The 23,637-nt window shown below is 67.9% G+C and carries 20 protein-coding genes; 8 read left to right on the top strand and 12 right to left on the bottom strand.

Annotated elements, in window-relative coordinates; all coding sequences use genetic code 11:
- Positions 1 to 41: 41 nt before the first annotated feature.
- Positions 42 to 2,285 carry a beta-glucosidase gene (locus tag OIM94_RS18940; protein WP_264610151.1) on the bottom strand — a complete coding sequence of 748 codons (2,244 nt, stop codon included), beginning with the start codon at positions 2,283 to 2,285 and terminating at the stop codon, positions 42 to 44.
- 371 nt (positions 2,286 to 2,656) lie between these two features.
- Here OIM94_RS18940 and OIM94_RS18935 point away from each other — a divergent pair, with 371 nt between their 5' ends.
- Both OIM94_RS18935 and OIM94_RS18930 read left to right on the top strand, forming a co-directional pair.
- Positions 2,657 to 3,874, top strand: coding sequence for an MFS transporter (locus OIM94_RS18935; RefSeq protein WP_264610150.1), 1,218 nt, complete (start codon positions 2,657 to 2,659; stop codon positions 3,872 to 3,874).
- Between the two features lie 12 nt (positions 3,875 to 3,886).
- Positions 3,887 to 4,912, top strand: a complete 1,026-nt coding sequence (locus OIM94_RS18930) for a LacI family DNA-binding transcriptional regulator (RefSeq protein ID WP_264610149.1) — start codon at positions 3,887 to 3,889, stop codon at positions 4,910 to 4,912.
- Here OIM94_RS18930 and OIM94_RS18925 read toward each other — a convergent pair.
- Positions 4,909 to 5,562, bottom strand: coding sequence for a porin family protein (locus OIM94_RS18925; protein WP_264610148.1), 654 nt, complete (start codon positions 5,560 to 5,562; stop codon positions 4,909 to 4,911). The genes OIM94_RS18930 and OIM94_RS18925 overlap by 4 nt on opposite strands.
- Before the next feature lie 191 nt (positions 5,563 to 5,753).
- Between OIM94_RS18925 and OIM94_RS18920 the strand changes: the two genes are divergently transcribed.
- Positions 5,754 to 6,509, top strand: a complete 756-nt coding sequence (locus OIM94_RS18920) for an IclR family transcriptional regulator (RefSeq protein ID WP_264610147.1) — start codon at positions 5,754 to 5,756, stop codon at positions 6,507 to 6,509.
- A 12-nt stretch (positions 6,510 to 6,521) separates the two neighbouring features.
- Here OIM94_RS18920 and OIM94_RS18915 read toward each other — a convergent pair whose 3' ends face one another.
- The 5 genes from OIM94_RS18915 to rhmD all read right to left on the bottom strand — a co-directional run bounded on the left by OIM94_RS18915 (position 6,522) and on the right by rhmD (position 14,180).
- Positions 6,522 to 10,181, bottom strand: a complete 3,660-nt coding sequence (locus OIM94_RS18915; RefSeq protein WP_264610146.1) for a TonB-dependent receptor — start codon at positions 10,179 to 10,181, stop codon at positions 6,522 to 6,524.
- 245 nt (positions 10,182 to 10,426) lie between these two features.
- Positions 10,427 to 11,329: an amidohydrolase family protein gene (locus OIM94_RS18910; RefSeq protein WP_264610145.1), complete on the bottom strand. Its 903-nt coding sequence runs from the start codon at positions 11,327 to 11,329 to the stop codon at positions 10,427 to 10,429.
- 45 nt (positions 11,330 to 11,374) lie between these two features.
- A complete protein-coding gene (locus OIM94_RS18905; RefSeq protein WP_264610144.1) occupies positions 11,375 to 12,124 on the bottom strand; it encodes an SDR family NAD(P)-dependent oxidoreductase in 750 nt (249 codons plus the stop codon).
- Entirely contained in the window at positions 12,121 to 12,978 is an 858-nt protein-coding gene (locus OIM94_RS18900) for a fumarylacetoacetate hydrolase family protein (RefSeq protein WP_264610143.1), read from the bottom strand. The genes OIM94_RS18905 and OIM94_RS18900 overlap by 4 nt, the downstream gene beginning before the upstream one ends.
- An 11-nt stretch (positions 12,979 to 12,989) precedes the next feature.
- Positions 12,990 to 14,180, bottom strand: coding sequence for an L-rhamnonate dehydratase (rhmD, locus tag OIM94_RS18895; protein WP_264610142.1), 1,191 nt, complete (start codon positions 14,178 to 14,180; stop codon positions 12,990 to 12,992).
- A gap of 194 nt (positions 14,181 to 14,374) precedes the next feature.
- Here rhmD and OIM94_RS18890 point away from each other — a divergent pair, with 194 nt between their 5' ends.
- Genes OIM94_RS18890 through OIM94_RS18880 form a run of 3 tightly spaced genes read left to right on the top strand, consistent with a single transcriptional unit; the run spans position 14,375 to position 16,780 of the window.
- On the top strand, positions 14,375 to 15,211 hold the full coding sequence (locus tag OIM94_RS18890) for an IclR family transcriptional regulator (RefSeq protein WP_264610141.1): 837 nt from the start codon (positions 14,375 to 14,377) through the stop codon (positions 15,209 to 15,211).
- A 16-nt stretch (positions 15,212 to 15,227) separates the two neighbouring features.
- Positions 15,228 to 15,992 (top strand): SDR family NAD(P)-dependent oxidoreductase, encoded by a 765-nt coding sequence (locus OIM94_RS18885; RefSeq protein ID WP_264610140.1) that lies wholly within the window; start codon positions 15,228 to 15,230, stop codon positions 15,990 to 15,992.
- Positions 15,989 to 16,780, top strand: a complete 792-nt coding sequence (locus OIM94_RS18880; protein WP_264610139.1) for a rhamnogalacturonan acetylesterase — start codon at positions 15,989 to 15,991, stop codon at positions 16,778 to 16,780. The genes OIM94_RS18885 and OIM94_RS18880 overlap by 4 nt, the downstream gene beginning before the upstream one ends.
- Here the strand turns inward: OIM94_RS18880 and OIM94_RS18875 are convergent.
- Genes OIM94_RS18875 through OIM94_RS18860 form a run of 4 tightly spaced genes read right to left on the bottom strand, consistent with a single transcriptional unit; the run spans position 16,777 to position 20,319 of the window.
- Complete coding sequence (locus tag OIM94_RS18875; RefSeq protein ID WP_264610138.1) at positions 16,777 to 17,538, bottom strand: AAA family ATPase; 762 nt, start codon at positions 17,536 to 17,538, stop codon at positions 16,777 to 16,779. The two genes, OIM94_RS18880 and OIM94_RS18875, sit on opposite strands and share 4 nt — an antisense overlap.
- Before the next feature lie 14 nt (positions 17,539 to 17,552).
- Positions 17,553 to 18,587, bottom strand: coding sequence for an aldo/keto reductase (locus OIM94_RS18870; protein ID WP_264610137.1), 1,035 nt, complete (start codon positions 18,585 to 18,587; stop codon positions 17,553 to 17,555).
- Entirely contained in the window at positions 18,584 to 19,459 is an 876-nt protein-coding gene (locus OIM94_RS18865; RefSeq protein ID WP_264610136.1) for an amidohydrolase family protein, read from the bottom strand. Before OIM94_RS18865 ends, OIM94_RS18870 begins: the two co-directional genes overlap by 4 nt.
- 5 nt (positions 19,460 to 19,464) lie before the next feature.
- Positions 19,465 to 20,319 (bottom strand): fumarylacetoacetate hydrolase family protein, encoded by an 855-nt coding sequence (locus tag OIM94_RS18860; protein ID WP_264610135.1) that lies wholly within the window; start codon positions 20,317 to 20,319, stop codon positions 19,465 to 19,467.
- 252 nt (positions 20,320 to 20,571) lie between these two features.
- Here OIM94_RS18860 and OIM94_RS18855 point away from each other — a divergent pair, with 252 nt between their 5' ends.
- Entirely contained in the window at positions 20,572 to 21,582 is a 1,011-nt protein-coding gene (locus OIM94_RS18855) for a zinc-binding alcohol dehydrogenase family protein (protein WP_264610134.1), read from the top strand.
- Between the two features lie 69 nt (positions 21,583 to 21,651).
- Positions 21,652 to 22,467: an IclR family transcriptional regulator gene (locus OIM94_RS18850; protein ID WP_264610133.1), complete on the top strand. Its 816-nt coding sequence runs from the start codon at positions 21,652 to 21,654 to the stop codon at positions 22,465 to 22,467.
- A 20-nt stretch (positions 22,468 to 22,487) separates the two neighbouring features.
- On the opposite strand, the gene OIM94_RS18845 is transcribed toward OIM94_RS18850, so the two are convergent.
- Positions 22,488 to 23,636, bottom strand: coding sequence for a hybrid sensor histidine kinase/response regulator (locus OIM94_RS18845; protein WP_264610132.1), 1,149 nt, complete (start codon positions 23,634 to 23,636; stop codon positions 22,488 to 22,490).
- Position 23,637: the final 1 nt, after the last annotated feature.

Genomic DNA, 23,637 nt, shown 5'->3' with positions numbered 1-23,637 from the left:
TTGTCCTTGATTTCTTCATATTCACCCCTTTCATTTTGTTTTCAATTGGAAATGTCTCCCGCGGGTACATCGACCGCCTGCTGGAAAGCGGTTGCGATCGAATTCTGGCCGAGCGCCAGCCGGTAGCGCCCGGGGGCGATCGACCAGCGGCCGTTCGTCCAGCGCGCCAGCGCGTGGGGGGCAGCGCGCAACGTCAGCTGCGCGGCTTCGCCCGGCTTCAGCCACTGGCGCTTCCAGCCGGCGAGACGCGGCGCACCGCCCTGCGGATCGATAACGTACAGCTGCGGCACCACAGCCCCGGCGCGGGCGCCTTGGTTGCGTACGGTGAAGGTCACAGACGGCGTCGCGCCGCCCGAGAAGCGCGTGTTCGTAAAGGCGAAGCGCGTGTAGCTGAGGCCATAGCCGAACGGGAACAGCGGCTGGAGGCCCTTGGCAGCGTACCACCGATAGCCGACATTCGCCCCTTCGCTGTACGTCACGTCCCAGCTTGGCAGGGTGCTGCCGTCACCGGCGCCGGCATCGCTCGCGGCGTTGACGTTGAGACCTTCGGGCACCACCGGCTTGGGCCGCGGCAGTTGGTCTGCGCTCTTCGGGAAGCTGATCGGCAGGCGACCGGAAGGGTTGACGTCGCCGAACAGGATGGCGGCGATTGCCTCGCCGCCCCGCTGGCCGGGATACCAGGCCTCGAGTACCGCCGGCACCTGATCGAGCCACGGCATCAGCACGGGACCGCCGGTTTCCAGCACCACCACCGTCTTCGCATTGGCCTTGGCGACCGCGGCGATCAGCGCATCCTGATGGTCCGGCAGGGACAGGGAATCGACGTCCTGCGCCTCGGTGGTCCACTGGGTGGCGAACACCACCACGATATCGGCCCCCTTGGCAGCCGCGGCGGCGGCGGCGGGATCGCGACCATCGACATAGCTGACCTGCGCCTGCGGTGCCCGGGCGCGGATCGCCTGGAGAGGCGACGAGGCATGCCAGGTCACCCGGGCGAACGAGGCCGCCGCCCCGGTGGTCAACGGGATCTCGACCGGCGCGCCGCCTACCGAGCGCACCTGGCTGGATCCGCCGCCAGACAGCACGCCGACATCGGCATGCCCCCCGATCAGCACGATCTTCCGCGCCGTGCTGGCGAGCGGCAGCACGTCGCCCTGGTTGCGCAGCAGTACCATGCCCGCCTCGGCGACGCGCTGCGCCACCTGGGCGTGCGCGGCATAGTCGATCGGCTGCGCCGTCATCGGGGTCGGATGATCGTACAGTCCGCTGCTGATCACGCCGGTGAGGATGCGGTGGACCATCTCGTCCAGACGGGCCTCGGTGACCTGCCCGGCCCGGATCGCGGCGTCGATCCTTTCGGGCGCGAAGTAGATCTCGCGGTCGAGTTCCTGCCCCGATTCCTGGTCGAGCCCGGCCGCGGCCGCCTTGACGGTCGAGTGCACCGCGCCCCAGTCGCTCATCACCCAGCCGGTGTAGCGCCAGTCCCCGCGCAGCACGCCGGTGAGCATGCGGTGGCTCTCGCAGGCATAATCGCCTTCGATCCGGTTATAGGCGCACATCACCGAAGCCGGCTTGCCGGCACGGATCGCGATCTCGAAGGCGAGAAGGTCGCTCTCGCGCAGCGCCGTCTCGTCGATCCGCGCATTGAGCACCGCGCGTCCCGTCTCCTGCGCGTTCAGGATGAAGTGCTTGATCGTCGAGACGATGTGGTTCGACTGGACGCCGTCGATCGCCGCGCCGGCCAGCGTGCCCGCGAGCAGCGGGTCTTCGCCCAGATATTCGAAGTTGCGGCCGTTCCACGCATCGCGGGTAAGGTTCACGCCACCTGCCAGGAGCACGTTGAAGGTCTTGGCACGCGCTTCCGCACCGATCATCGCGCCGCCCGCGCGGGCAAGGTCGCTGTCGAAGGTGGCGGCGGTGGCAAGGCCCGACGGCAGCGCGGTCGCGACATCGCCCTTGCGCTGCTCGACCTGGTTGGCGACGCCGAGGCTGGCATCGCTTTCCCGCAGCGTCGGGATGCCGAGCCGGGGGATGCCGGGGACATAGCCGGCGGAGGGGATCATGTCGACCGGTGCCGGCGTCGCGCGCGGCGGGAACAGACCATGGATCAGCTGCAGCTTCTCCGCATGCGTCATCGCGCGGACCAGGGCTTCGGCGCGGGCTTCCGGTGCCAGCTTCTGGTTCCGCCACGGCTCGGCGGCACCCTGCGGTGCGCTCTGGGCCACCAACGCGGCGGGGGCCGTCGCCGCCAGCAGGACAAGGGCGAAGGTGCGAGCAGCGATCATCGGGAGAGCAATTCCTGTGGCAGCAGCCGCGCTCCGCCCATCGCCGCGCACAACAGGCGCGTGGGGCGGCGGAACGCAGCGAAAGCAAAAAATGCGGCCGTCGCCCATCGGGCAGGCGACGGCCGCAGGGTGTCCGCCCTTGAGGAGGGGGCCGGAAAGGGAAGGAAGCTCCGGAATGCGAGGCGCACGAAGGGAGACGGCGCGAATGCGCGACGAACGGCAGCAATGCCCGGCATGTCCCCTCTCCCTGTGCGATCCGTATTTTTACGGAGTCCGTTTCTGACATCGATGTCTGACGCAATGTGACAGCGATGTCAAGCGCGGTCATGGACAGCGTTTGCGCGAACGTCCTGGCCCGCTAAGCTGCGGCTGTGCACACCGCTTCCTCCTCCCATGCCCGCGCCGAGATGGTCACGCGCCTCTTCCGCCGCTCTATCGGAATCTTCTTCATGGGCGGGTTCGTCACCGCGCTGGTCGGCCTGCTGGTGCCGCGCCTGACGCTGATCGACCGACTCGACTATACCCGCGCCGCGTTCGTCCAGTTCGCCTTCCATTCCAGCTATCTGCTGTTCGCGCTGCCGATCACGATGCTGCTCGTGCGCACCGGCTATATGCGCGCGATCGCGGCGGGGCTGGCCGTGATGGCGCTTGCCTGCGTCGCGCTCGGCGGGGCGGCCTGGATCGGCAGCTATCCACTGTTGCTCGCTGCGCTGCTCGCGCTGTCGACGGGCATTACCTTCCTGCAAATCGCCGCAAACGTCGTGCAGCCGCTGGTCGAGACCGAAGGCGGCGGCGCGGCGCGGCTGACGCTGCTGCAGGGGTTCAATTCGATCGGCACGGTGCTCGGTCCGCTGCTGGGCGCGGGCTTGCTGCTCTATGCGGGCGCACTGGGTCGCCTGCCGCTCGCCCTGCCCTTCCTCGTCTGCGCCGTCGTGCTGGCGGCGCTGTGCATCGTCTTCTGGCGCGCCCGGGATCTTCTTGCCGGCTACCCGGCCCCGCGCCGACTGCCGCTACGGCAACTGGGACGCGTGCTGGTCGAACCGCGGCTGGCCTGGGGCAGCGTGGCGATGTTCGGCTATGTCGGCGCGGAAGTGACGATCGGCAGTCTGCTGGCCAATTATCTCGCGCTTCCGACGATCCTGGCCAGCGACCCGGCGAGCGCCGGGCGGCTGGTCAGCCTGTATTGGGCAGGCGCCATGCTCGGCCGCTTCGCCGGCGCCTTCGGCCTTGCGCGGATCGCCCCGGCGCGGCTGCTGGCCGGGGTAGCCACCGGCGCGGCGCTGCTCGTCGCCATCGCCACCCAGACCCAGGGCGCCGCCGGGGCGGCAGCGCTGCTCGCGGTGGGGCTGTGCAACGCCATCATGTATCCGACGATCTTCGCGCTCGCGCTGCCCGAGGATCGCGGCGCTGCTGCCTATGCCTCGATGGTGCTGTGCATGGCGGTGGTCGGGGGCGCGGTGGTGCCGCTGGCGACGGGTGCGCTGGCCGATCGCTTCGGGCTGGCGACCGCGCTGGGGCTCCCGCTGCTGTGCTATCTGGGGATCGCGGCTTTCGCACTGATGATAGCGCTATCGTTTGCGAAACGTTAAACTGTCGAAACCATGAAGCCGCTGACCCTCAAGGATGTAGCCGTGCGCGCGGGCGTTTCGCCCAAGACGGTGTCGCGCGTGATCAACGGCGAGGCCTATGTCCGCCCGGAAGTCCGCGAGGCGGTGCAGCGCGTCGTGGACGAACTCGGCTATCGGCCCAATGCCTTTGCACGGGAGCTGTCGAGCTCGCGATCCTTCCTTCTCGGCCTGTATTTCGATGATCCGGCCTCCACCTACGCCGCCGATCTGCAGCGGGGCGCGCTCGCCCAGTGCCGGTCGCTCAGCTACCATCTCGTCGTCGAGCAGGTGACCCGCGACCGGCCGGGCTGGCTGGCCGAGTGCGAGGCATCACTGCGGTCGATGCGGCTGGGCGGCGCCATTCTCACCCCGCCGCTGTGCGACTGGCCCGAGCTGCTCGACCTGTTCGCGCGGATGGAGGTGCCGGTGGTACGGATCTCGCCGGGCGACTTCCCGCTCCGCACCGCCGCTATCGACATGGACGAGTGCGGTGCCGCGCGCGAGCTGACCGAGGCGCTGATCGCGCTCGGGCATCGCGCGATCGGCTTCATCCAGGGCAATCCCGAGCACCATGCGGCAGCACGGCGTCTCGAAGGCTTTCGCGCCGCCATGGCCGCTGCCGGCCTGGACGTACCGCCCGAGCGCGCGCTGCAGGGGGACTTCACCTTCCGCTCGGGGCTGGAAGCCGGCGAACGCCTTCTGGCCCAGCCGCAGCGCCCGAGCGCGATCTTTGCCGCCAATGACGAGATGGCGCTGGGTGTGCTGGTGGCAGCGATGCGCGCGGGCATTGCCGTTCCCGAGCAGCTGTCGATCGCCGGGTTCGACGACGCCGCCATTGCCCGCATGGCTTGGCCCCCGCTCAGCACGGTCCGCCAGCCACATGTCGAGATGGCCGCAGCGGCCGTGGATCTGCTCGACGGCATCGCGCGGCGCGATGACGGTACCACCGCCCACCGGAGCCGCCGCCTCCCCTATACGCTCGTGCTGCGGGAGAGCAGCGGTCCCGCGGCGCTCCCCTAGAAGCGAACGCCGAGCCCGCCGCTGATCTGATGGCGGTCGAAGTCCGCCTTGATCCGCGAGCCGCCCAGCGCGTCTTCGAAGCCGTTATAGTTGGTGAACACATATTCCAGCTTGGCATAGGCCCGCCCCGGCAGCCGCGCCTGCAGCCCCAGCCCGACATGGAAACCGTCCAGTGTGTCCGACCCCCTGGCGTTCAGCGCGGGTAGCAGGCTGCTCCTGGTCTCCGCGTTGATCTGCCCGTTGGACCAGCCGCCCTTGGCATAGAAGGCGACGCCGCGGGACATCAGACCCGCACGCACGCCTACGGTGAGGTTGCGGCCGGCATGGATGCAGCTCTGGAGCAGGATCGACGGCGCGGTGCACACGGATGCCGTCGATCCGGCGAGACCGGCATAGCCGCCGATGAACGTCGCGCTGCTGGTGGCCATGTCATAGCCGACCTCGCCGCCATAGCTGACGCCGCTCTGGCCGCCGGTGACCTCGCCCGCACCGATCGATCCGCTGCCGTCCGACTGGACCCGCAGCACCGGCCGGTCCCATCCGGCCACCAGTTCCAGTCGAACGCCGCCGGCAGGCGTCTCCAGCACGCCCTGGGCCCAGGCCGGGCCGGCGAGCGCGCACAGCGCCGCGGCCGTCATCACAATCCGCATGAGGTTCCCCTGTCTACGCACGCCACCCCGCGAGCATGCCAAGCGCTTCTTGCCCATAGAATCCTAAAGAACGATCAACGACTTGCGCGCCATCGCTGCGAGCCGGGGCGGCCCGGGCGACCCAAGCCACTTTACCGCGCCCGGCATGCTGCCTAGTTCTTGGCCGAAGACGAGCGAGGCGAAGGAACTGCATGACCGACGAAAAGGCCGCAGGGCGGGCGGGGACGCAGACGCTCGAACGCGGACTGGACCTGCTCGATCTGCTTGCGGAGCGCCCGCATACGGTGCGGGAACTCGCCGCGGGCGCGGGCCTCACCGTCTCGACCGCGCGACGGCTCGCTTTGGCGCTGCTCGATCGCGGCTTCGCGATCGGCGACCGCGACGGCAGCCTGCGGCTCGGACCCAAGCTGATGCAGCTGGGCGTGTGCGCGCAGGAACGGCTGAACGTGGTCGAACTCGCGCGGGATCGGCTGCGCCTGCTCGCCGACACCACCAACATGCCGGCATTCCTGGGGGAGCGCGACGGGGACCATTCGGTGCACCTGCACCGCGTCGGCGGAGGGCAGCGGGTGGTGGTGACGACACCGGTCGGCACGCGCCGGCCGCTGCCCGAGACCAGTCTCGGCAAGGCGCTGCTGCTGGACGAGCCGGCTGCCGCACTCGAGGCGCTGCTCGGCCGCCGTCCGGCCCCGCAGGCGAGCTTCGCGGCGGATCTGGCCGCCGATCGCGGCCGCGGCGTGGTGGTGCATCGCAGTCCGCCGCCGGACGACCTGCGCGCCGTCGCCGCCCCGATCCGCGATGCCGCCGGCCGGATCGTCGCGGCAATCAGCGTGGTGAGCCCTGCCCAATATGTCGACGACGACGCCTTGGGGGGCGTCGTCGCACAGGTCCGTGCAGCGGCAGCGGACATCAGCGCCGCATTGGGTCACCCGACACCCGCCGGGTGACCCGCTGCGCGGTCAGCGCCCGAACTGGACGCGAACGCCGCCCATGATCCGCCGGCCGCCATAGGAAATGCGCATCACGCGCGGCGTGCCATCGGCGAAGGGAACATACTGGCCCGTCGAAATTGTCTGCGACATTTCGCGGGTGACGTTGCGGCCTTCCACATAGATCTGGAAGTTGCGGTTGATGTTGTAGGACATCTTGGCATCGATGAAAGTCGAGCCGTCGATGAACCGCGGCACGCCCGGATTATAGCCCGGCGCCACCAGGCGCACGTTGGTCCATTGCTCGCCGGGATAGTTGATGTCGGTGGTGTTGCCGCCGCACGGCGTGATGCAGGTGAACAGGGCGCTGCGCTTCTGGTAGGCGACGCGGAAGTTGAACTTGCCGTCGTCATACCAGAGCGAGGCGTTGGTATAGTATTTGGACTCGTTCGGGGGCAGCATCACGTCGCCCGTCAACGGATCCTGCTGGCCGCTGGTGACCGACGAGGCGAGGATCGAGAAGTTCACGTCGGCCCCGGTGTGCTTCAGGAACCAGGGCAGGAAGGTGAAGGCCGTCTTCGCCTGGAACTCCCAGATGTTGCGCTTGTAGCCGGGGCCGTTGGTGTAGGTGGGTACCGCGAATTCCAGATCGGCGAGCGACGCACCGGTCACCGGGTCCTTCTGGTCGGTGCCCGCGAAGGGGCGGCGCGTCTCGGTGATCGCGATCGGGTTGCCGATCTTCACGTCGAGCTTGCCATAGGCGACCGAGAAGACGGTGTCGGCGTTCGGATACCATTCGAGGCTGGTATTGTAGTTCCAGGCCGTGAACGGTTTGAGCCCCGGATTGCCGACGCGGCCCGAGCAGCCATAGACGTCGTCCGGATTGCTATCCAGCTCGACACGCTGGTCGATGCTGCAGGTACCGCCCGGGAACATCAGCGTGGGGTTCGGCCGCGCGACGGTCTTGCCGCCGTAGAAGCGCAGCACCAACCGATCGTGGAAGCCCCAGAGGTTGACGTTGAAGCTGGGCAGCCAGTCGGTCGTCTTGGCATTCAGCGTCACGTTCTGGCTGAACGAGATGCTGTTGATGCCGGATGCGTTGTTGGGATCGTTCGGGTTGTAGAGGTTGTTCACCCGGATCGAGGTGAGCGTCAGCAGCCCCGATCCCCGGGTGGTGGCGAAGACCCCGCGGACGCCGACATTGCCGTCGAGGCGCAGGCCCCAAGGCAGATCCTGATCGAAATCGGCCATGGCGTAGACGTTCTTGATCGTCTCGCGCGTACGGCTGACCGGCTGGGCATAGGTGTTGCCATCGCTGCCGACGCAGGTCTTCAGGCAGTCGAAATTCATGAAGTCCTTGGCACCGAGCGCCGCAAACAGCTCGTCGGTGCGCAGACCCTGCCAGGCTGGCGGCAAATTGCCGCGATTGGGCAGATCGCCGAAATAGGCGCTGTCGCTCGGCTCCAGCGTGCGGGCGAACAGATCCTGCAGTTGCTGCGGTGTCAGCGTGTCGACGCCCGAACGGACGTTCGCCGGGTTGGTGCTCGGCACATAGCCGTAGTTGCACGACAGCGTCGAGGTCGCGGTCGGCTGGCAGGCGCGATAGGTGCCGCGGACGATCGCAGTCGGCACGATCACCGCCGCCTGGTAGCCCGGCTGGCCGAACGTGCCGACCTGGCTCTTGACGGTGTAGCCGCCATTGCCCCAGCGATCGAGATTGTTCTTGCGGTACTGGCCGCCGATCTTGATCCGCTTGATGAACGGCAGGATCCCGTCGGTACGGTAGCTGAGATCGAATTTCGCGATCTTTTCCGAGGCTTCGCCAAGTGCCGGGGTGTATTGCACGCTGAAGCTGGGCGTGGTCAGCGGCATCTGGCCGACGGTGTAGAGCGGCGTCGCCGGGCCGTTGGGGCCCGCCGCGACGGCGGTCTGGCCGGTGCAGGTCGGCGCGGTGCCGCCGCCGATGCAGGCGGGTGCCGCGAGCTGGACGTAGTTGGCGGGATTGCTCTCGTCATAGTTGCTCGGCAGCTGCACGTCCCACAGCCCGTTCGGCTGCAGTTTCAGCGTGGCGTTGCCATAGCTGTAGGAGCGTGCGGTGCGCATGTCGCCGCGGCTGGTCGTCGCGCGGGTCATGCCCGCCATCGCATCGATGTCGATGCGTTCGCCGCGGAACTCGGCGCCACCCTGGAAATATTTGGTCTTGGTGTCGATCGTGTTCTCGATCTGGTCGATGTTGACCGAGTTGTTGGTCAGCGTCATCTCGGTGACGTTGTGGGCGCTGTCGACCTTGACGCTGCCCGGCACGATGTTGAGCACGTTGCCGGTGGTGGCGTTGTTGCCGACGTTGTTCAGGCCGTCGAACAGATAATAGCCGGCCGGCGCGTTGGGCGAGACGCTGCGGGTGCGCGGATAGCCGGTGGTGCTGTCCACGAAGGTGCCGTTGATGTTCTGGCCGAACAGCGTAACCGGCGTACGGCTGCGGTTCTGGTCATGCACCTTGCGGTTGGCGATGGTGCCCTTGGCGAAGACGGTCAGCCGATCGGTGACGCGATAGTCGAACCGCGCATCGAACGCCGAGCGCTGGTCCGTCTGGGTGTTCATGAAGTTGCGGATCAGCGAGGGAGTATAGTCGTTCCACTGGTTGAGGCAGGTCTGCTGCTCCAGAATCCGCTGCGACCGGGCCGCCGCGCTGGCGGTGGCGTTGTTGGGGAAGATCTGAAGACACTCGGCCTTGCTCTTGGCGCCCGCGGAAAGCGTGACGAGCTGGCGCGGCGTGAGCGCGCCGCCGCCCGGCGCAGTGCTGTTGGCAAAGGCGACATCGGCCGCATCCGTGCCGACCGTCGCCGGATTGTAGCTGAAGGTCTTCTCGGCGGACTGGTCGAAGTCGAACAGGCGCGAGTAGCCGCGATTGTTGCTCGTCGTCGTCTCGAAGCCATGGCCGTTGTTCTGCAGCTTGGAATAGCTGCCGCTGACGATCATGCCGACGCGATCGTTGAACAGGCGACGACCATAGACCGCGTTGAAATCGGGGGTCCAGTCCTTGCCCAGCGAGTTCTGGCCGGCGCCCGCGCGCAGCGAGAGATAGGGCTTCTTGAAGTCGAGGCCGGTGCGCGTCTTGATCTGCACGGTGCCGCCAAGCCCGCCTTCGGTCATGTCGGCCGTCGAGCCCTTGACCACGTCGACGCTCTTGACCAGCTCGGCGGGCAACTCGCGCAGATCGGCGCTGCGGCCATTATTGGCGCCGATCGCCAGGCCATTGGTGCTCTGGACGCCGATGCCGTCGAGTTCGACGCGGGTCAGGTCCGGGCCGTTGCCGCGCACCGCCACGCTGTCGCCCTCGCCGAATTCGTTGCGGCCGAGCGCCACGCCAGGGATGCGCGAGATCGCCTCGTTCACATTCCGATCAGGAAAGGAACCGATGTCATCGGCAACGATCGAATCGGTCGCGGTGCGGGCGTTCTTCTTGCGCGAGTTCGACGACTGCTGGCTGGCGCGCGAGCCTACGACGACGATCGCCTCCTCGTCCGCGACGGTCAGCTGGCTGTCCATATCGGGCGCCTGGGTGTCCTGGCGCGGCGGCGTGGTCTGTGCCGATGCCGTCCCGATCCCGCCGCCGAGCATGATCGCAAGTGCGGCCCAGCTCGCGGTCGCCGCGATATGGCGGCGCGAATGATGATGTCCCCTGTTCATGGCATTCCCTCTCCTGTCTTGGCCGGCGGCGCCCGATTGGGGATCTCGCCCCTGCCGCCTTGCTCCCCGAGAGTGCGGGTCTGCGCCTGCTACTCCCACATTGTGAATGTGCACTTCACTTAATGCAACGTTATCAGCTTTTTCTGTGCATGCAAGAGGCCGACAATCGCGCCGACAATTTGTCGGAGCAGAGTGGCGAAGAAATCTTGTGCATGCGGCTGCGCGGTGCGCGATACCGCGCCGAGCTAGAGATCGAGGCCAAGCCGGTAGAGCCGGTTGGCATTGCCGGCGAACAGCGCGCGGCGCTCGTCTTCGGAAAAGCCGGCGGTAATCTCGGCATAGGCATCGAGGTGCGCGGCGAAGCTGCCGAACAACTTGTCCGTCGGAAAATCGCTGGCGGCCATTGCCCGATCTGCCCCGAAGATGTCGATTGCCTCGAGCACATAGGGCCGGATCTGCGCGCGTGTCCAAGGCCGGTGGGTGAAGCCCATGCCGGAGATCTTCGTGGCGACGTTGGGCAGCGCGGCAAGGGCCCGCATGCCGGCGCGCCACGTCTCCCATTCGCCCGGCACCGCCATGCCGGTGTGATTGACGATCACCTGCACCTCAGGGTGCCGCGCAATCAGCCGGGCGAGCCCCTCGAACTGGCCGGGATAGGCCTGCAGGTCGAAGCTGAGGCCGTAGGTGCCGAGCCGCGCGAAGCCCCGTGCCCAGGCCTCGTCCTGCGTCACGTCGCGCGGCGTGTAGCTGCGCTGCGGATCGGGGTGCCAGTTGACGATGTGGCGGATGCCGCGCACCGCCGGATTGGCCGCATGCGCTGCCAGCAGCACATCGGCGCTCGGATCGTCGAGCGCGGCGAAGGCGATGATCGCATTGGGCATGCCGCGCACATCGGCCATCGCCTGCAGCCATTCGGTCTCGGCCAGCGCCGCATCCGGTGCGGCGCCGGCATCGACATGGACGATGCCGCGTACGTCCCAGCCGCCGGCATCTGCCAGATAGTCGTCGAGCAGATAGGTGCGCGCGATCGGCTCGACGCTGCCGTTCGGTCCGTCGTCCGCGAACGGGGGCGTCAGCCAGGGATAGGATATCCGGTCGAGATCCCAGAGATGCACATGCGCATCGACGAACGGCAGATCGCGGGCCATCGCCCCTCCCCTCTTCCCCTCCGTGCGCTGGAGGGGGCTCCAGCATCAATAGGTCGTTCGACCGCCCGAGGTGTCGAAGGTCGAGGCGGTGGTGAAGCTGCACTCCTCGCTCGCCATGAAGCAGATCATCGCGGCGCTTTCGTGCGCATCGCCCAGGCGCCCCATCGGGATCTTGGAGCGCATATACTCGACCTGGCTCGGCGGCAGCTGGGCGAGGATCGGGCTCTCGAAGGTCGCCGGCGTCAGCGCATTCGCGATCACGCCCTTGCCGGCCAGTTCCTTGCCGAGCGACTTGGTGAAGCCGATCACGCCCGCCTTCGACGCCGAATAAGCCGAGGCATTGGGATTGCCTTCCTTGCCGGCCACCGAGGAGACGTTGACGATGCGGCCATAGCCTTTCGCCAGCATGTGCGGCACCACCGAGCGGCAGCAGTAGAACAGGCCGTTCAGGTTGATGTCGATGACGCGGCGCCAGCTGTCGAGCGGGAACTCGTGCACCGGCACGGTCGCGCCGGTGATGCCGGCGGAACAGACGAGAATGTCGATCTTGCCCAGTGCCGCCGCCGTCGCCTCGGCCGCGCGGGTCACCGCCTCGGCATCGGAGACGTCGAGCTGCTCGACATGCGCGCCGCCCAGCTCTTCCGCCGCGACGGCGAGCTGGTCCGGGTTCAGATCCCACAATGCGACGCTGCCCCCCTCCGCCACGATCCGCCGGGCGACCGCCAGGCCCAGGCCCGAGGCGCCGCCGGTGATCACCGCCGCGCGCCCGGCGAAGCGTCCTTCGAAGACGCTCATCCGAGCACCGTGTCGCCAAGGTGGCGCCATTCGACGACGTTCTGCTGCTGCTCGCCAAGGCCGGCGATGCCCAGCCGCATCGTGTCGCCAGGCTTGAGGAAGATCGACTCCGGCTTCTTGCCCTCACCGACGCCCGGGGGCGTGCCGGTGATCAGCACGTCGCCCGGATAGAGGGTGATATACTCGCTGACATAGGCAATGATCTCGGCGACGTCGAAGATCATCGTCCGGGTGTTGCCGGTCTGCATCCGCGTGCCGTTGACGTCGAGGAACATGTCCAGATCCTGCGGGTCGGCGATCTCGTCCGCCGTCACCAGCCAGGGGCCGAGCGGGCAGAAGGTGTCGTGGCCCTTGCCCTTGCTCCACTGGCTGCCGCGCTGCTTCTGGTTGAAGCGCTCGGACACGTCGTTCGCGACCGCATAGCCGGCGACGTGCGACAGCGCCTCGGCCTTGTCGACATAGCGCGCGGTCTTGCCGATCACCACCGCCAGCTCGACTTCCCAGTCGCTATGGGTGGAGCCGCGTGGCAGCACCACGTCGTCGTTCGGGCCGGTCAGGCTCGACAGCGCCTTCATGAACATCACCGGCTCGGTCGGGATCGGCAGGTTGGATTCGATGGCATGGTCCTCATAGTTGAGGCCGATCGCCACGATCTTGCCGATGCCCTTGAGCGGCACGCCCAGCCGGACTCCTTCATCCACCAGCGGCAGGCTGGCGGAGTCCAGCGCACCAAGGCCGTCGATCGCCTCGATCGTCAGCTCGGCGATATGCCCGGACAGGTCGCGCACGCGGCCCTCGGCGTCGATCAGACCGGGGCGCTCCTGGCCCCGTTCTCCAAAGCGGCAGAATTTCATGTGCGTCTCTCTCAGTGCGTATAGGGGCGATGCATGGCGAGCTCGCGGTTGAGCTCCACGCCGAAGCCGGGCTGGTCCAGCGCGCTCGCGCGGAGGCGCCCGTTCTCGGGGACCGGTTCGCCCAGCAGTTGCGGGTGGAACATCGGCACCACCTCGGTCGGCCCAGGATGCATCATCAGGAACTCGGCGAAGGGCGAGTTGTGGCGGGTGATCACGAAGTGATAGCTGTAGACCGACGAGCCATGCGGCACGACCAGCTTGCCGCGCGCATCGGCCAGCGCCGAAATCTTGAGCAGCTCGGTCACCCCGCCGCACCAGCCCACATCGGGCTGGATGATGTCGCAACAGTCCATCTCCAGCAGCATGCGGAAGCCCCAGCGGGTCGCCTCATGCTCGCCCGTGGTGACCAGCATGCCCCTGGGCACGTTGCGCTTGAGCTCGGCATAGCCCCAGTAATCGTCGGGGCTGATCGCCTCCTCGATCCACTTCAGGCCATGCTCGTGCGCGGCGATGGCGAGGCGGGTGGCATAGTCGACGTCGAGCGCCATCCAGCAGTCCCACATCAGCCAGAAATCCGGCCCCACGCGGCTGCGCATCTCGGCCAGCTCGGCGATGTTCTTCTTCAGCCCCTCGATCCCCTCGGCCGGGCCGTGGTGGAGCGGCAGCTTGCCGCCGATGAAGCCGAGGTCCTTGGCGATGTCCGGCCGGGCGCCGGTCGCATAGAATTGCAGCTCGTCCCGCACCGCGCCGCCGAGCATGTGATAGACCGGCTCGCCGCGCAGCTTGCCGAGCAGGTCCCACAGCGCCAGGTCGACGCCGGAGATGGCGTTCACCACCAGCCCCTTGCGGCCATAATATTGGCTCGAGAAGTACATCTGGTCCCAGATCTTCTCATAGTCGGTGGGGCTGCGGCCCTCGAGGAAGCGGGCGAGGTGCTTCTCGACGATATAGCAGGCGGGCTCGCCGCCGGTGGTCACTGCAAAGCCGATCGTGCCGTCCTCGGCCTCGATCTCGACGATCAGCGTGCCGAGGACGTTGATGCCGAAGCTTTGGCGGCTTGCACGATATTCGGGGTAGCGCGCCATCGGCGTCGCGATGTGATCATCGATCCAGTGGCCCTCGCCCTGGTCGTGATAATCGGCGCCGCCGCCACGGACGGTATAGGCGCGCACCTGCTTGATCTTCGAGAGTCCGGCTACCACGGCTCGACGCTTCCCTTCTGGCGTCCATCCCAGATGGCTGGACGGTTTCCGATAATATGAAATCCGGGCGCGCGGCGTGCCAGCATGTGGTACGTCGCACCCCAAGAGGTTCGGGTGGGTCGCAGCCGCGATCGGCTGCCCGGCATCCTCCTGAATGCTTTACTTTCTCACTTTATGGGATAGGATGTTAATTGATGGAACGACCCACGTCAAATGCTGAAAGCGCCGAGGGCGCGGCCGCGGCTTCTGGAGGTGCCAAGATCCAGGGCAGCCAGACGCTCGTCCGCGGGCTCGACATGCTGGACAAGGTGATCGAGGGCCCGGTGAAGCTGGCCGAACTCTCGGCGCGGATGGGGCTTACCCGCTCGACCACGCACCGCCTTGCCAATGCGCTGATCGACCGCGGCTTCCTGAGCTATTTGCCGCGGGACGGCTATCAGCTGGGGCCGAAGCTGATCCAGCTGGGCTTCCTCGCCCAGAGCCAGGCGGACATCGTCCAGATTGCCCGCCCGCGCATGGAAGCGCTGGCGGCGGAGACCGAGGACACCGTGCATCTTGGCCGCATGGACGGCGACCTTGCGCTCTATCTCGACAAGATTTCCGGCCGCCGGCGCGTGGAGATCTCCAGCCGTATCGGCGACCGTCAGCCGCTCACCTCCACCGGTCTGGGCAAGGCGCTGCTGATCGACTCCGCCGAGGGCGAGTGGCAGCGGCTGTACGCCGCCGACGCGGCACGCGGCCAGCAGCATACCGACCATGGCCTGTGGTTCGACCGCATGCGCGCCTATGCCATCGCCGGCCACGCCTTCGATCTGGAAGAGAATGAGGATCTGATCCGCTGTGTGGCGGCGCCGGTGCGCGACGTTTCGGGCCGGATCGTCGCGGCGATCAGCGTGTCGAGCGCGGCGCAGTATATGGACGACGATCGCATGGCGACCCTGAGCGCGCAGGTGCGCGGCACGGCCGAGGCGATCAGCACGGATCTCGGCTGGAGCGCGGAGATGCGCCCCGCCCGCAAACACCGACGATAACAAGGAGAGGATGCCCGTGAAGCTGTTGGAGGGGAAGACGGTGCTCGTGACCGGCGGGTCGACCGGCATCGGCCGGGCGGCGGCGATCGGGGCGGCCGAGGCCGGCGCCGACGTGGCGATCAACTATCACAGCCGCGACGAGGACGCCGCCGCTGTGGTCGCCGCGATCGAGGCGAAGGGCCGGCGCGGGCTGGCGGTGAAGGGCGACGTCGCCGATCCCGCGACCGCGACGGACTTCGTGGCGCGCGCGACGGACGCCTTCGGCAAGGTCGACGTCATGGTATCGAACGCAGGCATCTGCCCCTTCCATGCCTTTCTCGACATGCCGGTGGAGACGGTGCAGCGGACCATGCAGGTCAATCTTCTCGGCGGCTATTTCATGTGCCAGGCGGCGGCGAACCAGATGGTGGCCCAGGGGCATGGCGGTGCGATCGTCGCAGTCTCGTCGATCTCGGCACTGGTCGGCGGCGAGTATCAGAGCCATTACACGCCCACCAAGGCCGGGCTCCACTCGCTGATGCAGTCGGCCGCGATCGCCCTTGGCCGGCACGGCATCCGCTGCAATTCGGTGCTGCCGGGCACGATCCTCACCGAGATCAACAAGGACGACCTCGCCGACGCGGAGAAGCGGAAATACATGGAAGGCCGGGTGCCGCTCGGACGGCTGGGTCAGCCCGAGGATCTTGCGGGCCCGATCGTGTTTCTCGCCTCCGACATGGCGGCCTATGTCACCGGCGCGGCGCTGCTGGTGGACGGCGGCGCATTCGTGAACCTGCAATGAGGGGGGCACTGTTCGCTGCCGCGGCGTGCCTCGCAGCCCTCGCCTCGCCCGCCGCGGCGCAGACTCGGCTGTTCATCGCCAGCGATTCGACGGCGCAGACCTATGCCGCGAATCGCTACCCGCAGACCGGCTGGGGGCAGATGCTCCCGTGTGGCATGACGCCGGACGCGGTGGTGGTGAACCGCGCGATCGGCGGGCGCAGCACCAAGTCTTTCCTTGCGGAAGGGCGCTGGGACTCGCTGCTTGCCGAGGCAAAGCCGGGCGACGTGGTGCTGATCCAGTTCGGCCATAACGATGCGAGCACGGCCAAGCCCGAGCGCTACGCGCCGGCCGCGACCCTGTATCGCGACAATCTGCTGCGGATGATCTGGGAGGCGCGCGGGCGCGGGCTGGTGCCGGTGCTGGTCACGCCGCCGGTACGGCGCAGCTTCGATGGCGCCCGGGTGAAGACCGATTTCGCTGCGTATAGCGAGGTGATGCGCTCACTGGTCTCCAGCACCAACACGCCGCTGCTCGATCTGGAGGCCCGCTCGGCCGACCTTCTCCAGCGGCTGGGGCCAGACGGATCGCGAAAGCTGTACCTCCATTTCACGCCCGACGACAAAATGGCCGGCTTCCCCAACGGGATCGACGACGACACCCATTTCAGCGAGCTCGGCGCCCGCGCGATGGCGGAGCTTGTGGCGCAGGAACTGAAGAGCCTGAAATTGCCGATCGCCGACAAGGTGCTGGCCACCCGCCCCGACCTCACCCGCACGATGCCGCTCGGCAGCGCCGCCTGCCGTTAGGCGACACGCAGGTTTCGGGCCTCGTCCAGGGGCAGCACGAGATCGGCATAGCCCGGCATTTCCTCGAGGATGTGCCGGGTCAGCCGCTCATAATGCTGGATGAAGCGGGCGACGGCGCCGTCGTCCATCACGCCCGGACCGCTGGCCCCGGAGCCGCGCAGCGCCTGTTCCTGCTCGCGCCGCCACTGCAGCACCGCATCCCAGCCGGGCGCTTCGAGCAGCACCAGCCGGTCGATCCGCGCAAAGAGTGGCTGATAGGGTCCGGCGAGTGCCGCATTCCAAGCGCGCCGCCAGCGCCCCTGCGCGTCCTCGTCGCGCTCCAGCGGGTTGATCGGCTGGGCGAGATCCGCGTCCGCAATCGGCCGGGCACCGACGCACCAGCCTTCGAACAGGATCAGCCGCGCCGCCTGCGCCGCCGGCCAGGCGTCGGCGGGAACACGATCATCGGCGGCCTTGTCGAAGCGGGGCAGCCGAACCGGCGCGCCGGACCGCAACGCGTCCAGTGTGGCGATGCCAAGCGCGACATCATGGGTACCGGGAACCCCGCGCGTTGCGAACAGCGGGTGGACCGTTGCCGCGCAATCGCGCCGCGCAGCCCGGGTGCGGTATAGGTCGTCCAGCGACAGCACCACCGTCCCCGGCACCGCCCGTGCGACGGCGGCAGCGAGCGTCGACTTGCCGCTCCCCTGCGCCCCGCACAGGCCGAGCACCAACGGCCCGGTCGTCGCGGCCAGCAGCCCTTCGACGAACCCGCGCAAGGCAGCTTCCGGCGTCAGGCCGCATCCTCGGGCACCGGTGCATCGGCGCGCAGCAGGCCTTGGGCGCGCAGCGCCTGCCAGAACGCGGCTGGGATGGCTTCGCGGTAGAGCTCCACCGTCTGCGCCACCCGCGCGGCGCTGCCGATGCCGGGGATGACGCTGGCAACCAGCGGATGCGCCAGCACGAAGGCGAGTGCTGCCGCCGGCAGGCGCACGCCGTGACGATCGGCCACCGCTTCGATCGCGCGCACCTTGCTGACCACCGCCTCGGGCGCGGGTCCATAGTCGTAATGGAGGGTGCCGCCACGCTTCGTCCCGGTGGCGAGGATGCCGCTATTGTAGGGACCCCCGATCACGATCGAGGTGCCCGCCGCCGCACAGGCCGGGAAAAGCGCGTCCAGCGCCTGCTGTTCGAGCAGCGTGTAGCGCCCCGCGAGCAGGATCGCATCGAGCCGCGCCTCGCGCATCACATCCAGGCACACGGGAATCTCGTTCACGCCGATGCCGAAGCCGGAGATGCTGCCCTCGTCGCGCAGCCGCTCCAGCGCCTTCAGCCCGCCGCCCGCGGTAAGCTGCTGCCAATAGCCCCCGGCCGCGTCGCCATGGGTGTAGCCGCCGATATCGTGGACGTAGAGCAGATCGACTCGCGCCACGCCCAGCCGCTGCAGGCTGTGCTCATGGCTACGCAGGATGCCGTCATGCGAATAGTCATAGCGCATGCGGAAGGGCATGGGCGAGCGAAAGCCGTCCCGCTCGCGATCGTCGGTGACGCTCGGGTCCGGATCCATCAGCCTGCCCACCTTGGTGGAGATCACGATGTCGGGCTGCAGCCGCACCGCCTCGCCCACCCGACGCTCGGACAGGCCGCGACCGTAATGCGGCGCCGTATCGACATAGCGGAGGCCTGCCGCCAGCGCCGCATCGATCGCCCCCCGCGCATCTGCATCGCTGACTGGCGCATAGAGATTGCCGAGCGAGGCTGCGCCGAAGCCGAGTTCGGGGACGGTCAGGCTCGTGGTGCCGATGGCACGTTGGGGAATGGCGGTCACAGATCGAGATCCAGTCGATAGATACGGGCGGCATTGCGGCCCCAGAGATCGCGGCGCTCGTCGGCCGAATAGCCGGTCAGCAGCGCTTCATATGCAGCGAGCGTGGCGTCGAGCGTGGCGAAAAGGCGGTCGGTGGGAAAGTTGCTCGCGATCATCACGCGGTGGGTCCCGAACAGATCGATGACCTCGGCCACGATCGGTGCAAAGGCGGCGGGATCGAAGGGCGCCGCCACGAAGCCGGCACCCGACAGCTTGATCGCGACCTGCGGCATCGCCGCCAGCGCGACCAGCCCGGCGCGCCATGCCTCCAGTCCGTCCGCCAGGATCGGTAGTCCGAGATGGTTGACGATCACCGGCACGTCCGGGTGCGCCGCCGCCGCCTCGGCGAGCCCGGCCAGTTGCGGCGGGAAACCGTGAAAATCGTAGCTCAGTCCATGCCGCGCCAGCAACCCGAACCCGCGCCGCCAGGCCGGATCCAGGGTCAGGTCGCGCGGATAGGCCTGGCGCGCGGGATCGGGATGCCAGTTGACCAGATGGCGGACGCCCACCACCCGCGGCCGCGCCGCCTGGCGCGCGAGGAGTTCGGCCACGTCGCGCGCATCGAGTTCGACGCGCGCGACGATCGCGCTCGGCAGCCCCTCGGCATCGGCGACGCCGTTCAGCCACTCGGTCTCGCGCTCGCCGTCCTCGGGGTGGGCGCCGGCATCGACATGCACGGCACCCACCAGGTTCCAGTCGGCCGCCGCAGCGCGGTGCTGCGCGACCGTATAGGTCGCGGCGATCGGTGCCTTGTCCGCCTCGTCGAGCCACGGGTAGCGCAGTCGCTCCCGGTCCCAGAGGTGGAGATGCGCATCGACGAACGGCGGCCGCATGTGCCTCAGCCCCGCGGTGCCCAGGCGACGAAGTCCTGGCGCTGTTCGCCCAGCTTCTCGATCCCGAGTGTCACGACATCGCCCGCCTTCAGATACCAGGGCTCGGGCTTCTGCCCCATGCCGACGCCCGGAGGGGTGCCGGTGGTGATGATGTCGCCGGGCTCCAGCGTCATGAACTGCGAGCAATAGGCGATGATCTCGGCGACGGTGAAGATCATTGTCCTGGTGTTGCCGTCCTGCAGGCGCGTGCCGTTCACCTCGAGCCACATCGAGAGGTTCTGCGGATCACCCACCTCGTCGGCGGTGACCAGCCAGGGACCGACGGGACCGAAGGCCGGGAAGCCCTTGCCCTTGTCCCAGGTGGCGCCGCGCTCGATCTGCCAGTGGCGCTCGGAGACGTCGTTGATCACGCAATAGCCGGCGACGTGGCCCAGCGCCTCGTCCACCGAAACATATTCGGCGCGGGTACCGATGACGACGCCGAGCTCGACTTCCCAATCGGTCTTCTTCGAATCCCGCGGAATGACGACCGGGTCGTTCGGGCCCTGCAGACAGCTCACCCATTTGTTGAACACCACCGGTTCGGCCGGGATCGGCAGGTTCGATTCCGCGGCATGATCGGCATAGTTGAGGCCGATCGCGATGAACTTGCGCGTGCCGGCCACCGGCACGCCGTAGCGGGGCGAGCCCTCGACCAGCGGCAGGCTGGCGGGGTCGATCGCGGCGATCTTCGCGAGCGCGTCCGGCGCAAGAGCTTCCGGCGCAAGATCGGTATGGCCGGCAAGGGACCGCAGCCTGCCCTCCGCATCGATCAGGCCGGGCTGTTCATGGCCGGGGGCGCCATAGCGACAGAGCTTCATGCGAGTTCCTTCTGCGGTTCTGGGGAGGATCAGGGGTGCCGCGCGACCGTAGCCATCCCGGTCGCGCGCAGCTGTCGCATCGCCACCCGGTTCACGCCGCCGCCTTGATTCGCCGCACCCATGAGACCGCGGTCTCACAAAAGCGAGCGCACGCCAAGGGAGCGCGAACCAGCAACTTGCTTTCGCGTATGAAATTTCGATATCACGTAGCCTAGACTGGTGGGAATGCCTCGCCGGAGGAGTGGAACCGCGATGAAGGCATTGGTGTGTGTTGGCCCGCTGGAGGCGCGGATCGAGGAACGCGCCCGCCCCGCGCGCGGCGACGGCGAGGTGCTGATCCGGATGCGCCGGGTCGGCATTTGCGGCACCGACTATCACATCTTCGACGGCAGCCAGCCCTTCTTCACCTATCCCCGGCTGATCGGCCACGAGCTGGCCGGTGAGGTTGCAGAGGCACCCGAAGCCAGCGGCCTCGCCCCGGGCGACATCGTCACGGTGAACCCGTATCTGCCATGCGGGACCTGCGTCGCCTGCCGGCGCGGCCGGCCCAATTGCTGCAGCCGGATCAGCGTGCTGGGCGTGCATGCCGATGGCGGAATGGCGGAGTATATCGCGGTGCCGGCATCCGCGGTCATCCCAACGCCGGGCCTGTCGCTCGACCACGCTGCGATGGTCGAGTTTCTCGCGATCGGCGCGCATGCGGTGCGTCGCGCCCGCATCGAGCCGGGCAGTCGCGCGCTCGTCACCGGCGCGGGGCCGATCGGCATCGGCTGTGCGCTGTTCGCCCGGATTGCGGGTGCGGCGGTGACCCTGCTGGACCGAAGCCCGGGCAGGCTCGCCACCGCCGCACAGGCGTTCGGCCTGGACGACGGCGTCACCGCCGGTCCGGAGGCAAGCGCTGCCCTCGCGGCCCGGACCGACGGCGAGATGTACGACTATCTGTTCGACGCCACGGGCAACATCCATGCGATGAACGCCGGCCTTGCGCATCTCGCCCATGCCGGAACCTATGTGTTGGTCGGGCTCAACCGGGAGGAGCTGCGCTTCCCCGATCCCGAGTTCCACAAGCGCGAAACGACGCTGCTCGCCAGCCGCAACGCCCTGTCGGAGGATTTCGAACAGGTGGTGGCCGCGATCCGGGACGGAACCATCCCGATCGACCGGTTCCTGACCCACCGCGTTGCGCTGGCCGATGCGCCTGCCGCGTTGCCGGGCCTGATCGCCGCGCAGGAGCAGGTACTGAAGGCCGTGATCACGATCTGATCGGCGCCCCGACTTCCGCCGCCGCCCGATTTTCGCTAGCGCGGGCGGTGATCATCACAGCGAGAAACGATGCCGAAAAGAACCGGAGCCCCGACGCAGCGCAAGGGCAGCTACAGTGCGCCGGCGCTCGACAAGGCGTTCCTGATCATCGAGCTTCTGGCCAACAACCCGCAGGGGCTGCTCGCCAGCGAGATGGCGGCCGCGCTCGGACGGTCGCTTGGCGAGCTGTTCCGGATCGTCGTGGTGATGGAGAAGGCCGGCTATCTCCAGAAGTGCGACCTTACCGATCGCTACACTGCGACCTACAAGTTCCTGGATGTCGCCTATCGCGCCACGCCGGCGCGCAAGCTGGTCGTGACCGCGCAGCCGGAGATGCAGGCACTGGCGGCAGCGGTCGGCCAATCCTGCCACTTGGTGGTCGCAAAGGCGGGCGAAGGGCTGGTGATCGCGCGCGAGGAAAATCCCGGCACCCGCGGCTTTGCTCTGCGGGTCGGCGCGACCATCGATCTGATCGACAGCTGCTCGGGCCATGTCCTGCTCGCCTTCGCCAGTCCGGAGCGCGCGGACCGTCTGCTCGAGCGCGCCGCCGCCCCGCGCGGCGCGCCCTTTGATGCGGATGCGCTGTCCGCACGATTGGCGCAGGTGCGGACGGACGGCCAGTGCCGCCGGCAAAGCCCGATCACCCGCGGCGTCACCGATCTGAGCTGCCCCGTGTTCGGGTTCGACGGCGAGCTGCTCGCCGCGCTTACCGTGCCCTATCTGGAGGTTCTAGACGGCTCGCAGGTCGCCACGGTCGAGCAGGCGCAGCAGACGCTGGGGCAGACCGCCGAGCGCATTTCACTCGCGCTGGGATGGCGGCCGGCGGATCGCATGCCCACGGCCTGAACGCCGGCGGTGCTTCGCGGCTAGGCGGCTCGCCTGTCGTCCAGGCAGGGCAGCACGACCTCGAAAATTGATCCCTTGCCTACCACGCTCTCCTTGAGCGCGATCGTGCCACCATGGAGCGACACGAGCTGACGGACCAGCGCCAGCCCGATGCCGAGGCCTTCGGTCTGGCCCTCGCCGCGATCGACCTGGGCGAACAGGTCGAACACCTGCGCCTGCATTTCGGGCGGAATGCCAAGGCCCGTATCCGCCACCTCGATTACCGCGCGCGTACCCTCGCACCGCGCCGACAGCTGGATCGCGCCCCCTTCCGGCGTATATTTGGCGGCGTTGGCCAGAAGATTGTTCACCACCTGCGCGATCCGGGCCAGATCGGCGTCGAGCCAGATTGGCGCCTCGGGCAGCGTTACCGTCAGGGCATGCTGCCGCGCCTCGATCTGCGGCTGACTGATCTCGACCGCGAGGGCGATCGCGTCTGACAGGGCGATGCGACCGGTGCGCAGGACGATCTTGCCCTGATCGATCCGGGCGACATCCAGCAGATCCTCGATCAGCCGGTTCATATGGTCGACCTGCCGCCCCATCTGCGCACGGATCGGATCCGTCGCCGGATCCATGCCCTTGCGCGCGAGCAGGTGCAGCCCCGCGGTGAGCGCCATGATCGGGTTGCGCAGCTCATGGCCGACCATGCCTAGAAAGGCGTTCTTGCGCCGGTCGGCCGCCTGCAGGCTCTCGGTCAGCCGCGCAAGCTGGTCGCGCTGGGCGATGATCTGGCGGCGCTGCTCGTAGAGATCGAAGAACACGTCGCTCTTGGAGCGCAGGATGCCCGCGTCGATCGGCTTCTGCAGGAAGTCGACCGCGCCGGCCTCATACCCGCGGAAGCGGCGCTGGGCATCGGCACTGCCCGCCGTGAGGAAGATGATCGGCACGTGCCGCGTACGCTCATTGCCGCGAAGGAACTCGGCGAGTTCGAACCCGTCCATCCCCGGCATCTGCACGTCGAGCAGCGCCAGCGCGACGTCGTGCACGAGCAGCAGCTCCAGCGCCTCGTCGCCCGATCGCGCCTTGAGGCAGCGCAGCCCGTCGCGGCGAAGCAGCGCCTCCAGCGCGAGCAGGTTCTCGTCGAGGTCGTCTACCAGCAGGAAGTTGACGGAATCGGGTGGGGACATG

The sequence above is a fragment of the Sphingomonas sp. R1 genome (assembly GCF_025960285.1).
In the GTDB taxonomy this organism is placed as follows: Bacteria; Pseudomonadota; Alphaproteobacteria; order Sphingomonadales; family Sphingomonadaceae; genus Sphingomonas.
This window is presented reverse-complemented; position numbering and strand designations above follow the sequence as displayed.

Coding starts and splice junctions, on each gene's coding strand:
- OIM94_RS18940 (WP_264610151.1), bottom strand. CDS start 2,285: ATGATCGCTGCTCGCACCTTCGCCCTTGTCCTGCTGGCGGCGACGGCC.
- OIM94_RS18930 (WP_264610149.1), top strand. CDS start 3,887: ATGAAGCCGCTGACCCTCAAGGATGTAGCCGTGCGCGCGGGCGTTTCG.
- OIM94_RS18925 (WP_264610148.1), bottom strand. CDS start 5,562: ATGCGGATTGTGATGACGGCCGCGGCGCTGTGCGCGCTCGCCGGCCCG.
- OIM94_RS18920 (WP_264610147.1), top strand. CDS start 5,754: ATGACCGACGAAAAGGCCGCAGGGCGGGCGGGGACGCAGACGCTCGAA.
- OIM94_RS18915 (WP_264610146.1), bottom strand. CDS start 10,181: ATGAACAGGGGACATCATCATTCGCGCCGCCATATCGCGGCGACCGCG.
- OIM94_RS18910 (WP_264610145.1), bottom strand. CDS start 11,329: ATGGCCCGCGATCTGCCGTTCGTCGATGCGCATGTGCATCTCTGGGAT.
- OIM94_RS18905 (WP_264610144.1), bottom strand. CDS start 12,124: ATGAGCGTCTTCGAAGGACGCTTCGCCGGGCGCGCGGCGGTGATCACC.
- OIM94_RS18900 (WP_264610143.1), bottom strand. CDS start 12,978: ATGAAATTCTGCCGCTTTGGAGAACGGGGCCAGGAGCGCCCCGGTCTG.
- OIM94_RS18890 (WP_264610141.1), top strand. CDS start 14,375: ATGGAACGACCCACGTCAAATGCTGAAAGCGCCGAGGGCGCGGCCGCG.
- OIM94_RS18880 (WP_264610139.1), top strand. CDS start 15,989: ATGAGGGGGGCACTGTTCGCTGCCGCGGCGTGCCTCGCAGCCCTCGCC.
- OIM94_RS18865 (WP_264610136.1), bottom strand. CDS start 19,459: ATGCGGCCGCCGTTCGTCGATGCGCATCTCCACCTCTGGGACCGGGAG.
- OIM94_RS18860 (WP_264610135.1), bottom strand. CDS start 20,319: ATGAAGCTCTGTCGCTATGGCGCCCCCGGCCATGAACAGCCCGGCCTG.
- OIM94_RS18855 (WP_264610134.1), top strand. CDS start 20,572: ATGAAGGCATTGGTGTGTGTTGGCCCGCTGGAGGCGCGGATCGAGGAA.
- OIM94_RS18850 (WP_264610133.1), top strand. CDS start 21,652: ATGCCGAAAAGAACCGGAGCCCCGACGCAGCGCAAGGGCAGCTACAGT.
- OIM94_RS18845 (WP_264610132.1), bottom strand. CDS start 23,636: ATGTCCCCACCCGATTCCGTCAACTTCCTGCTGGTAGACGACCTCGAC.